Origin of the sequence: Mycobacterium senriense, assembly GCF_019668465.1 — a bacterium.
In the GTDB taxonomy this organism is placed as follows: Bacteria; Actinomycetota; Actinomycetes; order Mycobacteriales; family Mycobacteriaceae; genus Mycobacterium; species Mycobacterium senriense.
This window is the reverse complement of record NZ_AP024828.1, coordinates 2200529-2213085: the sequence shown is the minus strand read 5'-3', so window position 1 is coordinate 2213085 and position 12557 is coordinate 2200529. Positions and strand designations below refer to the sequence as shown.

Genomic DNA, 12557 nt, shown 5'->3' with positions numbered 1-12557 from the left:
CTGCTGATGAGCACCGACACTGCGCCTCAAACGGGGCCCCGTACCCCTGAAGAACTAGCATCTAGCTCCGTGAACGACACGGAAGCGAATCACCGGATCGCCCGGCTGGTCGCTTCCGTCGCCGGGCTGCTCGGGGTGCTGCTGGCGATCGCCACCCCGCTGCTTCCGGTCGACCAGACCACCGCCCAACTCAACTGGCCGCAGAACGGCACCTTCGGCAGCGTCGACGCGCCGCTGATCGGCTACGTCGCCACCGATTTGACCGTCACCGTCCCGTGCGAGGCCGCCGCCGGGCTGGCCGGGCCGGGCAACGCGGGCAAGACGGTGTTGCTGTCGACGGTGCCCAAGCAGGCGCCGAAGGCCGTAGACCGGGGACTGCTGATCCTGCGCGCCAACAACGACCTGGTGCTGGTGGTGCGCAACGTCCCGGTGGTGACCGCCCCGCTGAGCCAGGTGCTCAGCCCGGCCTGCCAGCGGCTGACCTTCACCGCGCACGCCGACCGGATCACCGCCGAGTTCGTCGGCCTTACCCAGGGACCCAACGCCGAGCATCCCGGCTCGCCGTTGCGCGGCGAGAAAAGCGGCTACGACTTCCGGCCCCAGATCGTCGGCGTCTTCACCGATCTGAGCGGACCGGCGCCGTCCGGCCTGAAGTTCTCGGCGACCATCGACACCCGCTACAGCAGCAGCCCCACCCCGCTGAAGATGGCCGCGATGATCCTCGGGCTGGTGCTGACGGCCGCCGCGCTGATCGCGTTGCACATCCTCGACACCGCCGACGGGACGCGGCACCGCCGCTTCCTGCCCGCCCGCTGGTGGTCGATCGGCGGTCTGGACGCCCTGGTCATCGGTGTGCTGGTGTGGTGGCACTTCGTCGGCGCCAACACCTCCGACGACGGCTACATACTGACCATGGCCCGCGTGTCCGAGCACGCCGGCTACATGGCCAACTACTACCGCTGGTTGGGCACGCCGGAGGCGCCGTTCGGCTGGTACTACGACCTGCTGGCGCTGTGGGCGCACGTGAGCACGACCAGCGTCTGGATGCGGTTGCCCACCCTGGCGATGGCGCTGACGTGCTGGTGGGTGATCAGCCGTGAGGTCATTCCGCGGCTGGGCCATGCCGTCAAACAGAACCGCGCCGCGGCGTGGACCGCGGCGGGCATGTTCCTGGCCGTCTGGCTGCCGCTGGACAACGGCCTGCGTCCCGAGCCGATCATCGCGCTGGGCATCCTGCTGACCTGGTGTTCTGTGGAACGCGCGGTGGCCACCAGCCGGCTGCTGCCGGTGGCGATCGCCTGCATCATCGGCGCGCTGACCCTGTTCTCCGGGCCGACGGGCATCGCCTCGATCGGCGCACTGCTGGTCGCGGTCGGGCCGCTGCGGACCATCCTGCACCGCCGCTACAAACGGTTCGGCGCGCTGCCGCTGGTCGCACCCCTGCTGGCCGCGGTCACGGTCACCGTCATCCTGATCTTCCGCGACCAGACGCTGACCGGTGAGATCCAGGCCACCATGCTCAAACGCGCCGTGGGGCCCAGCCTCAGCTGGTTCGACGAACACCTCCGCTACGAGCGACTGTTCATGGCCAGCCCCGACGGGTCGGTCGCCCGGCGCTTCGCCGTGCTGGCGCTGGTCCTCGCGCTCGGGATCACGGTCGCGATGTCGTTGCGCAAGGGCCGGATTCCGGGCACGGCCGCCGGTCCAAGCCGGCGCATCGTCGGGATCACCATCATCTCCTTCGTGGCGATGATGTTCACGCCCACCAAATGGACCCACCACTTCGGCGTGTTCGCCGGGCTGGCCGGGCCGCTGGGCGCGCTGGCCGCGGTCGCGGTGACCTCCGTGGCGATGCGATCCCGGCGCAACCGCACCGTGTACGCCGCCGTGGTGCTGTTCCTGGTGGCGTTGTCGTTCGCCAGCGTCAACGGCTGGTGGTACGTCTCGAATTTCGGTGTGCCCTGGTCGAATGAGTTCCCGGCCTGGCATTACGCCTTCGCCACCGCGCTGCTCGGGTTGACCGTGGTGGTACTGCTGCTGGCCGCCTGGTTCCACTTCGTCGACCCGGACAACGGGCCGCCCAAGACCCGCCTGGGCGCACGGGCAGCCGGAATCGTCCAGTCCCCCTTGGCAATTGCGACCTGGGTGCTGGTGGTGTTCGAGGTCGTGTCGCTGACCCTGGCGATGACCGACCAGTATCCGGCGTGGTCGGTCGGCCGCTCCAACCTGCAGGCTCTGACCGGCAAGTCGTGCGGACTGGCCGATGACGTGCTGGTGGAACAGGACGCAGGCGCCGGCATGCTGACGCCGGTGAACGCGTCGGTGGCCGACGCGCTGGGCGCGGGCCTGTCAGAAGCCTTCACGGCCAACGGAATTCCCGCCGACGTGCGCGCCGACCCGGTGATGGAACGCCCGGGTGACCGCAGCTTCGTCAACGACGAGGAGAAGACGGGCAGCAACCAGGCCGGCACCGAGGGCGGCACCACCCCCGCGCCGGGAATCAACGGTTCGTCGGCCCAGCTGCCCTTCAACCTCGACCCGGCACGCACACCGGTGCTGGGCAGCTGGCGCTCGGGCATCCAGGTGCCCGCGCACCTGCGGTCCAGCTGGTATCGGCTGCCCGCCCGTGATAAGGCCGGGCCGCTGCTGGTGGTGAGTGCCGCCGGGCGCTTCGACCCCCGCGAGGTCCAGGTGCAGTGGGCCACCGACGACCAGGCGGCCGGCGGACACCCCGGCGGCTCGTTCCAATTCTCCGACGTCGGCGCATCGCCGGCCTGGCGCAACCTGCGACTGCCGATGTCGGCAATTCCGGGTTCCGCCACCCAGATTCGGTTGGTCGCCGACGACGAAGACCTTGCCCCGCAGCACTGGATCGCGCTGACCCCGCCGAGAACTCCGCAGCTGCGCACGCTGCAAGACGTGGTGGGCTCCGCCGACCCGGTGTTCCTGGACTGGCTCGTCGGGCTGGCCTTCCCCTGCCAGCGACCCTTCGGCCATCAGAACGGCGTCGACGAGACCCCGAGATGGCGCATCCTGCCCGACCGATTCGGCGCCGAGGCCAACTCCCCGGTGATGGACAACAACGGCGGCGGCCCGCTGGGCATCACCGAGCTGTTGGCCAAGGCGACCACCATTGCCACCTACCTCAAGGACGACTGGTCTCGCGACTGGGGCTCGCTGCAACGGCTGTCGCCCTACTATCCCGACGCCCAACCTGCTCACCTGCTGCTGGGGACGGCCACGCGCAGCGGCCTGTGGGGCCCGGCCCCGCTGAGACACTAAGGCGCACAACGAGTTCTGCCCCGCTTCCGGCCGAAGCATGGAAGCGGGGCAGACTACTGCGCGATCGAACTCAGATCATGGCAGGGCGGCGTTGAACGGGTGCGTGACGGTCCAGCCCGGGTTCAGGAAGTTGGCGGCGTAGTGGCGCACCGGGTGCAGGTGCCCGCTGTGCGGGACGTCGGGGCTTGCGGAGGCGACTGCCGGCATCAGCGACCCGGCGATCGACAAACCGATGGCGCCCAACCCGACACCCGCGGCGATGCGGAGCTTGGAGACCTTCTTGACGTCGGTCTGGGTGTCTGCGCCGGCGATGTTGTCCTTCATGGTGGTCATTCCTATCTGCCGTACTTTGCGTATTTGCGTACTTTTTCCTGGGGCCGATCTTGCTGACCGGCAACACCAGGTTGCGGCAGACGGCTTGCCAGATGGTTCAGAGATTCTTGCGGAATTCTTGCGTCCCCCGGTTGACCTGCGCCGCAACCCTTGAGGCTCGATATCGATGGGTCTAGATTTACGGTTCGTGGCCGCTGCAGCCGGGGCGCGGCCGAACCATGTTGAGCGATGGTGACCCGCGATGACGTCCGATCTGATGACCATGGCCCGCGCCGAGCGCGCCGACCTCGCGGAATTCCTTGCCACTTTGACGCCGCAGGACTGGGAGGCGCCGACGTTGTGCACTCGCTGGAACGTCAAAGACGTTGTCGCGCATGTGATCAGCTATGACGAACTGGGCGCGCTGGGGCTGCTGAGACGCTTCGCCAAAGGCTGGATCGTGCGGGCCAACCAGGTGGGCGTCGACGAATTCGCGGCCCTCACGCCGCAACAGCTGCTGGAGTTCCTGCGCAGTCATCTCCAACCACGCGGTCTGCCAGCGGGTTTCGGCGGAATGATCGCGCTTGTCGACGGCACCGTCCACCACCAGGACATCCGCCGCTCGCTGGGCCGGCCGCGCGTGGTGCCACCCGATCGACTCGAGCGGATTCTTCCCCTGGTGCCCGGCAACCCGCGGCTCGGCGCGGGACGCCAAATCAGGGGCCTGGGGCTGCGCGCCACCGATGTCTCGTGGACACATGGCGACGGGCCCGAGGTGACGGGGCCCGGCGAAGCACTCCTGCTGGCGATGACGGGCCGTCCGGCCGCCCTGGCCGACCTCGAGGGTCCCGGGCTCGCCACGCTGGCCGACCGGGTCCGCGGATAGCGTTCAGGCGGGGCGGATTTCGAAGACGAACTCCGAGTTGCCGATGCGGATGTGATCGCCGTCCTCCAGGGTGGCGCTGCGCCGCACGCGCCGGCCCCGCACCTGCACACCATTGGTGGATTTCATGTCGGTGATCAGGAAATCCGTTCCGGTGTCGATGATCACGGCATGGTGGCGGCTGACCTCAGTGTCGTTCAGGACGATCTCGTTGTCGTCGAGCCGTCCGATCCGGGTGGTCACTCCGTTGAGCTGATAGTGCCGGCCGGCCTTGTCACGCAACCGGGCGACGACGGGATCGCCGACCAACGCCGCCGTCGACTCCGAGCGCACGGTGCTCTGCTTGTGGGTGGTCATCACCGCCCGCTTGCCGGCCCGCTCGGGTTGCTCGGGGCCCAGCGGCTCCTGGCGCAGGATGCGCTGTTGCAGCGCGTTCACCGTCGGTCCCGGATCGATGCCCAGCCCGTCGGCCAACGCCGTCTTCAGGCGCCGATACGCACCGAGCGCATCCGACTGCCGCTCGGTGACGTAGTAGGCGGTGATCAGTTGCGCCCACAGCGGTTCGCGAAAGGGATGCCGGGCGACGAGCGCTTCCAGCTCACCGATGACGCCATCGGCGCGCCCACAGGCGATCTCGGCTTCGGCGCGTGCGGTATAGCTTGCCACCCTCTCTTCGAGCAGCATGCTGGCGAACGCCTCGACGAAGGCGAAATTGTGCAGGTCGTCGAGCACCGGCCCGCGCCATTCGCCCAGCGCCGCCGACAGGTGGCTGCTGGCTTCCTCGAAGCGGCCCAGGCTGGCGGCCTGGACTCCCGCGGTCTTATGGGCGCGGAAACGTCCCAGATCGCAATCGGCGTCGGCGACGCTGAGCTGATAGCCCGGCGGGGCGCTGGCCAGCACCCCGTTCGGGTTGGCCACCGCGCTGCGCAGCAGCCGACGCAGCGTGGAGATGTAGGACTGGATGCTGGTGCGCGCCGCGGGCACCGGAGCCTCGCCCCACACGGCATCGATCAGGGCTTCGACGGACACCGGCCGGTTGCGGTGGACCAGGAGCATGGCCAGCACCGCGCGCTGTTTCGGGGCGCCCAGCGACAGCTGGGTGCCGTTGGCCGTCATCGACAACGGTCCCAGGACGCCAAATCCCAGACCTGCGTTCGTCACGCGTTGTCAGCCTCCCGGGGGTTTCGGCGGCCGCACTCAAGGCCTCAGCCCCCCATTTTGAACGCATAGACGCAACGAATGCTGAATTGGCTGGCGGGTTTTGCTGTGATTCGCACCCGGTATAGCGGCGTGGGCAGCCCGTCCCCGGGCGTTGCGCGGCCACGCGTCCTCATCGGACAAAGCCGCGTCGCTTACGATCGAGCCTCGTGCCCCACGACGGTAGAGAGCGATCGCAGCGGATCCCCCGGTCGGTGGCCGCCGTCGCGGGCATCGTGGGCCTGCTGCTGTGCCTGTCCGTGCCGCTGCTTCCGGTCAAACAGACCACCGCCACGGTGCTCTGGCCGCAGGGCAACACCGACGGGCACGTCAGCCAGATCACCTCGCCGCTGGTGTCGGGGGCGCCCCGCGCGCTGGACATCTCCATTCCCTGCCCGGACATCGCCACCCTGCCAGCGGGCGGCGGCCTGGTGGTCTCGACCCTGCCGCCCGGCGGCATGGACGCCGGGAAGAACGGGCTGTTCGTGCGCGCCAACACCGACGTGGTCGTGGTCGCGTTCCGGGACACCGTGGCCGCGGTCGCACAACGCTCGGCCGTCGCCGCCGGGGGCTGCAGCGTGCTGCACGTCTGGGCCAACGCCGGCGCCACCGGAGCCGACTTCGTCGGCATCCCCGGCGCCACCGGGGTGCTGTCGCCCGAGAAGAAGCCCCAGGTCGGCGGCCTCTTCACCGACATGAAGGTGCCCGCTGGACCGGGGCTGTCGGCCCGCATCGACATCGACACCCGCTTCATCACCGCGCCCACCGTCATCAAGGAAATCGTGATGGTCCTGGGCGCCCTGGCCGTGCTGACGGCCATCATCGCGCTCGCGGTGCTGGACCGCCGCAGCCGGGGCGGCAGCTTGATACTCAACTGGCGCTCCCCGATCGCCTGGCTGTCCCGGTATCGCCCGGGCACGCGCCTGGCCAACTGGCGGCGGGTGGGAATCGCGACCTGGATCGCCGACGCCGGGGTGATCGCAACCCTGCTGGTGTGGCACATCGTCGGCGCAACCTCCTCGGATGACGGCTACAACCTCACCATCGCGCGCACCGCCCCGCATGCCGGATACATTCCGGACTACTACCGCTACTTCGGCACGACCGACGCCCCCTTCGACTGGTATCTGGGGCTGCTGGCCAAGATGGCCTCGGTGAGCACGGCCGGCGTGTGGATGCGGCTGCCCGCCACGGTGGCCGCGATCGGGTGCTGGCTGATCATCAGCCATTGGGTGTTGCGCCGGCTCGGACCGGGCCGCGGCGGCCTGGCGGCCAACCGGGTGGCGGTCTTCACCGCGGGCGCCGTGTTCGTGGCGGCGTGGCTGCCATTCAACAACGGCCTGCGGCCCGAACCGCTGATCGCCCTCGGCGTGGTGGTCACCTGGATGTTGGTGGAACGCGCGATAGCGCTGCGGCGGTTGACACCCGCGGCGGTGGCCATCATCGTGGCGCTGCTCAGCGCGACGCTGGCGCCGCAGGGCCTGATCGCCGTCGCCGCGCTGCTGACCGGGGCGCGGGCCGTCGCCCAGACGATCCGGCGCCGCCGGGCGACCGACGGACTGCTGGCACCGCTGGCGGTGCTGGCGGCCTCGCTGTCGCTGATCCTGGTGGTGGTGTTCCGCAGCCAGACGCTGGCCACGGTCGGCGAATCGGCCCGGATCAAGTACAAGGTCGGCCCGACCATCGCCTGGTACCAGGACTGGCTGCGCTACTACTTCCTCACGGTGGAATCCAATCCCGACGGATCGATGGCGCGGCGATTCGCGGTGCTGGTGCTGCTGCTGTGCATGTTCGGGATGCTGGTCACCCTGCTGCGCCGGGGCCGGATTCCGGGCGTGGCCAGCGGCCCGGCGTGGCGGTTGATCGGCACCACCGCGTTCGGCCTGCTGCTGTTGACGTTCACACCGACCAAGTGGGCGGTCCAGTTCGGCGCGTTCGCCGGGCTGGCCGGGGCGCTGGGCGCGGTCACCGCGTTCGCCCTGGCCCGGATCGGCCTGCACAACCGCCGCAACCTGACGCTCTACGTGACCGCCCTGCTGTTCGTGCTGGCGGTGGCGACCTCGGGCGTCAACGGCTGGTTCTACGTCGGCAACTACGGGGTGCCGTGGTACGACATCCAGCCCGTCATCGCCAGCCACCCGGTGACATCGATGTTCCTGGCGCTGTCGATCGCGACCGGCCTGCTGGCCGCCTGGCAGCACTTCCGGATGGACTACGCCGGGCACACCGAGGTCAAGGACAACCGGCGCAACCGGGTGCTCGCGTCGACCCCGCTGCTGGTGGTCGCGACCATCATGGTCGTCGGTGAAGTCGCGTCGCTGACCAAGGGCGCGGTGTTCCGCTACCCGCTCTACACCACCGGCAAGGCCAACCTCGCCGCGATCAGTTCGGGGCTGTCGCCCGCCAGCTGCGCCATGGCCGACGACGTGCTCACCGAGCCGGACCCCAATGCGGGCATGCTGCAGCCGGCGCCCGGGCAGACCTTCGGCCCGGACGGCCCGCTGGGCGGCAGCAACCCGGTCGGCTTCAAACCCAACGGCGTAGGCGACGACCTGAGGTCGTATCCGGTGGTCACCAAACCGGGCGTGGTGAACTCCGACGCGTCACCGAACAAGCCCAACGCGGCCATGAGTGACTCCGCGGGCACGGCCGGCGGGAAGGGCCCGGTCGGGGTGAACGGGTCGAACATCGCGCTGCCGTTCGGACTCGACCCGGCCCGCACCCCGGTGATGGGCAGCTACGGCGAGAACACGCTGGCCGCCACCGCCACCTCGGCCTGGTACCAGCTGCCGCCGCGCACCGGCGACCGGCCGATCGTCGTGGTGTCTGCATCCGGCGCCATCTGGTCCTACAAGGAGGACGGGACCTTCACCTACGGGCAGTCGCTGAAACTGCAGTGGGGTGTCACCCGCCCCGACGGCACCACCCAGCCGCTCGGTGAAGTCCAGCCCATCGACATCGGGCCCGAGCCGGCGTGGCGCAATCTGCGGTTCCCGCTGACCTGGGCGCCGCCCGAGGCGAACGTGGCGCGCATCGTCGCCTACGACCCGAACCTGAGCTCGGACCAGTGGTTCGCGTTCACCCCGCCGCGGGTGCCGGTGTTGCAGACCCTGCAGCACTTGATCGGATCGCAGACGCCCGTGCTGATGGACATCGCCACCGCCGCGAACTTCCCGTGCCAGCGGCCGTTCTCCGAACACCTTGGCGTGGCGGAACTTCCGCAGTACCGCATCCTGCCCGATCACAAGCAGACGGCGTCGTCGTCGAACGGGTGGCAGGCCAGCGAGACCGGCGGGCCGTTCCTGTTCCTGCAGACAATGCTGCGGACCTCGACGATCTCGACGTATCTGCGTGGCGACTGGTATCGCGACTGGGGATCCGTGGAGCAGTATTTCCGGTTGGTGCCGGCTGATCAGGCGCCGGACGCCGTAATCGAACAGGGTGTGATGACAGTGCACGGCTGGAGCCGGCAGGGACCGATTCGGGCACTGCCATGAGCGTCACGACCGTCGACAGCCGCGCAGACCAGGCGGCGCCCGGCCAGAACGTGCGGGTGACCCGGTGGGTCGCGACGATCGCCGGGCTGATCGGGTTCATCCTGTCGATCGCGACGCCGCTGCTGCCCGTCGTGCAGACCACCGCGCAGCTGAACTGGCCGCAGAACGGCCAGCTGAACAGCGTTACCGCGCCGCTGATTTCGCTGACACCGGTCGACGTGAACGTGACCGTGCCGTGCTCGGTGGTGCGCGCCCTGCCGCCGGAGGGCGGGGTGGTGCTCAGCACGGCGCCCAAGAAGGGCAAGGACGCCGCACTCAACGCGCTGTTCGTGGTCGTCAACGGCAAGCGCGTGGACGTCACCGACCGCAACGTGGTGATCGCCAGCGCGGCGCGGGATCAGGTCGCGTCTCCGCAATGTCAGCGCATCGAGATCACCTCGACCAAGGCGGGCACCTTCGCCACCTTCGTCGGGCTGAATGATCCGGCGGGCAAACCGATCAGCGGCGGTTTTCCCGATCCGAATCTGCGGCCGCAGATCGTGGGGGTGTTCACCGACCTCAGCGGGCCGGCCCCGGCGGGTTTGAAGCTCTCGGCGACCATCGACACCCGGTTCTCCACCACCCCAACGACTTTGAAGCTGGCCGCGATGGTGCTGGCCATCGTGTCCACCATCGTCGCGTTGATCGCCTTGTGGCGGCTCGATCAGCTGGACGGTCACCGGATGCGCCGGCTCATTCCGGCGAACTGGCGCACGTTCACCCTGGCCGACGTCACGGTGATCTCCGCCTTCGTGCTGTGGCATGTGATCGGGGCGAACTCCTCGGACGACGGCTACATCCTGGGCATGGCCCGGGTCGCCGACCGCGCCGGCTACATGTCGAACTACTTCCGCTGGTTCGGCAGCCCCGAGGACCCCTTCGGCTGGTACTACAACCTGCTGGCGCTGATGACCCATGTCACCGACGCCAGCCTGTGGATGCGGTTGCCGGACTTGATCGCCGGGATCGTGTGCTGGCTGCTGCTCTCGCGTGAGGTGTTGCCCCGGCTCGGGCCCGCGGTGGCCTCCAGCAAGGCGGCGAATTGGGCGGCGGGCATGGTGCTGTTGACCGCCTGGATGCCGTTCAACAACGGCCTGCGCCCCGAGCCGATCATCGCCGTCGGGTCGCTGATCACCTATGTGCTGATCGAGCGCTCCATGCGCTACAGCCGGCTGACTCCCGCGGCGCTGGCGGTCATCACCGCGGCGTTCACCCTCGGCGTGCAGCCCACCGGATTGATCGCGGTGGCCGCGCTGGTCGCCGGTGGCCGTCCGATCCTGCGCATTCTGGTCCGCCGTCATCGCCTGGTCGGCACGTGGCCGCTGGTGGCTCCCATGCTGGCGGCAGGCACGGTCATCCTGACCGTGGTGTTCGCCGACCAGACGCTGTCAACGGTGTTGGAAGCCACCAGGATTCGCACCTCGATCGGCCCCAGCCAGGCCTGGTACACCGAGAACCTGCGCTACTACTACCTGATCCTGCCCACCGTCGATGGCTCGCTGTCGCGCCGCTTCGGGTTCCTGGTCGCCGCGCTGTGCCTCTTCACGGCGGTCTTCATCATGTTGCGGCGCAAGCGGGTTCCCGGTGTAGCGCGCGGCCCGGCCTGGCGCCTGATGGGTGTCATCTTCGGCACCATGTTCTTCCTGATGTTCACCCCGACCAAGTGGGTGCACCACTTCGGGCTGTTCGCCGCGGTGGGAGCGGCGATGGCCGCGTTGACGACTGTGCTGGTGTCGCACGAGATCTTGCGCTGGTCACGCAACCGCATGGCGTTCGTGGCGGCGCTGCTGTTCGTGCTGGCGCTGTGTTTCGCCACCACCAACGGCTGGTGGTATGTCTCGAGCTTCGGCGTGCCGTTCAACAACGTGATGCCGAGGTTCCACGGAATCAGCGTCAGCACAGTCTTTTTCGCGCTGTTCGTGCTCGCCGTGCTGTACGCGGCCTACTTGCACTTCGCGTCCCGGGACCGCGGCGAAGGACGGCTGGCGCGGGCGCTGACGGCCGCCCCAATCCCCATCGCGGCCGGCTTCATGGTGCTGGTGTTCATCGCGTCGATGGTGGCCGGCATCGTCCGTCAGTACCCCACCTACTCCAATGCCTGGGACAACCTGCGCGAATTCAGCGGAGGTTGCGGGCTGGCCGACGACATCCTCGTCGAGCCGGACAGCAATGCCGGCTTCATGGCCGCCCTACCCGGCGATTACGGCCCGCTGGGGCCGTTGGGTGGAGTCAACCCAACGGGATTCACGCCCAACGGGGTACCGGATCGCACCCTGGCCGAGTCGGTCAAGGAAACCTCGGTGCCGCAGCCCGGTACCGACTACGACTGGGATGCACCGCTGAAGCTGCCGACGCCGGGCATCAACGGGTCGACGGCGCCGCTGCCGTACGGTCTCGATCCCGCGCGGGTTCCGATGGCCGGCAGCTACACCACCGGCGCGCAGCAGCAGAGCAGGCTGACCTCGGCCTGGTACCAGCTGCCGAAGCTCGACGACGGGCACCCGCTGGTGGTGGTCACGGCTGCGGGCACGATCGCCGGCAACAGCATCCTGCACGGCCACACCAACGGGCAGACCGTGGAGCTGGAGTTCGGCAGGCCCGGTCCGGGCGGCGCGGTGCAGCCCGCCGGCCGGCTGGTGCCCTACGACCTGTACGGCGAACAGCCGAAGGTGTGGCGGAACCTGCGCTTCGCGCGGTCGGCGATGCCCGCCGACGCGGTCGCGGTGCGGGTGGTCGCCGAGGACCTGTCCCTGACGCCGGATGACTGGATCGCGCTGACCCCGCCGCGGGTACCGGAGCTGCGTTCGTTGCAGGAGTACATCGGTTCGAAGCGGCCGGTGCTGATGGACTGGGCGGTCGGGCTGGCGTTCCCATGCCAGCACCCGATGCTGCATTCCAACGGCGTCACCGAGATCCCGGAGTTCCGCATCACCCCGGATTACAACGCCAAGAAGCAGGACACCGACACCTGGCAGGACGGCGTCAACGGCGGCCTGCTGGGCATCACCGACCTGCTGCTGCGTGCCCACGTCATGTCGACGTACCTGTCCCACGACTGGGGCCGCGACTGGGGATCGCTGCGTAAGTTCGACACCATCGCCGACGCGCACCCGGCGCAGCTCGACCTGGCCACCGCCACCCGCGCCGGATGGTGGTCGCCCGGGCCTATCCGCATCAAGCCGTAGCGAGCGGTAAACATTTGCAAATGGCTTTGCGCCGTCATTATTCACCGGTGTAATAGCGCGCTGAATTAACGGCAGAGTAATTACTGGTCGAGGGTTTAATTCCGCCATTTCCTGGTCAATACTAATTCCGCTGTGATCCATTTCACACGACGGAAAAGGTGG

Annotated in this window: 6 protein-coding genes; 4 read left to right on the top strand and 2 right to left on the bottom strand. The window is 68.7% G+C overall.

Annotated elements, in window-relative coordinates; translation table 11 throughout:
• Positions 1–6: 6 nt before the first annotated feature.
• Positions 7–3282: an arabinosyltransferase domain-containing protein gene (locus tag MTY59_RS10490; RefSeq protein WP_221045579.1), complete on the top strand. Its 3276-nt coding sequence runs from the start codon at positions 7–9 to the stop codon at positions 3280–3282.
• A 75-nt stretch (positions 3283–3357) separates the two neighbouring features.
• Here the strand turns inward: MTY59_RS10490 and MTY59_RS10485 are convergent, their stop codons facing one another.
• Positions 3358–3606: a hypothetical protein gene (locus MTY59_RS10485; protein ID WP_221045578.1), complete on the bottom strand. Its 249-nt coding sequence runs from the start codon at positions 3604–3606 to the stop codon at positions 3358–3360.
• Positions 3607–3856: 250 nt separating this feature from the next.
• Between MTY59_RS10485 and MTY59_RS10480 the strand changes: the two genes are divergently transcribed.
• Positions 3857–4480, top strand: coding sequence for a maleylpyruvate isomerase family mycothiol-dependent enzyme (locus MTY59_RS10480; protein WP_221045577.1), 624 nt, complete (start codon positions 3857–3859; stop codon positions 4478–4480).
• Between the two features lie 3 nt (positions 4481–4483).
• On the opposite strand, the gene MTY59_RS10475 is transcribed toward MTY59_RS10480, so the two are convergent.
• The gene (locus MTY59_RS10475; RefSeq protein ID WP_221045576.1) at positions 4484–5638 is read right to left on the bottom strand and encodes a BTAD domain-containing putative transcriptional regulator; all 1155 of its coding nucleotides are present in this window, start codon (positions 5636–5638) and stop codon (positions 4484–4486) included.
• A gap of 206 nt (positions 5639–5844) precedes the next feature.
• Between MTY59_RS10475 and MTY59_RS10470 the strand changes: the two genes are divergently transcribed.
• Positions 5845–9171, top strand: a complete 3327-nt coding sequence (locus tag MTY59_RS10470; protein WP_221045575.1) for an arabinosyltransferase domain-containing protein — start codon at positions 5845–5847, stop codon at positions 9169–9171.
• Positions 9168–12395 carry an arabinosyltransferase domain-containing protein gene (locus MTY59_RS10465; RefSeq protein ID WP_221045574.1) on the top strand — a complete coding sequence of 1076 codons (3228 nt, stop codon included), beginning with the start codon at positions 9168–9170 and terminating at the stop codon, positions 12393–12395. Before MTY59_RS10470 ends, MTY59_RS10465 begins: the two co-directional genes overlap by 4 nt.
• Positions 12396–12557: the final 162 nt, after the last annotated feature.

Coding starts and splice junctions, on each gene's coding strand:
- MTY59_RS10490 (WP_221045579.1), top strand. CDS start 7: ATGAGCACCGACACTGCGCCTCAAACGGGGCCCCGTACCCCTGAAGAA.
- MTY59_RS10485 (WP_221045578.1), bottom strand. CDS start 3,606: ATGAAGGACAACATCGCCGGCGCAGACACCCAGACCGACGTCAAGAAG.
- MTY59_RS10480 (WP_221045577.1), top strand. CDS start 3,857: ATGACGTCCGATCTGATGACCATGGCCCGCGCCGAGCGCGCCGACCTC.
- MTY59_RS10465 (WP_221045574.1), top strand. CDS start 9,168: ATGAGCGTCACGACCGTCGACAGCCGCGCAGACCAGGCGGCGCCCGGC.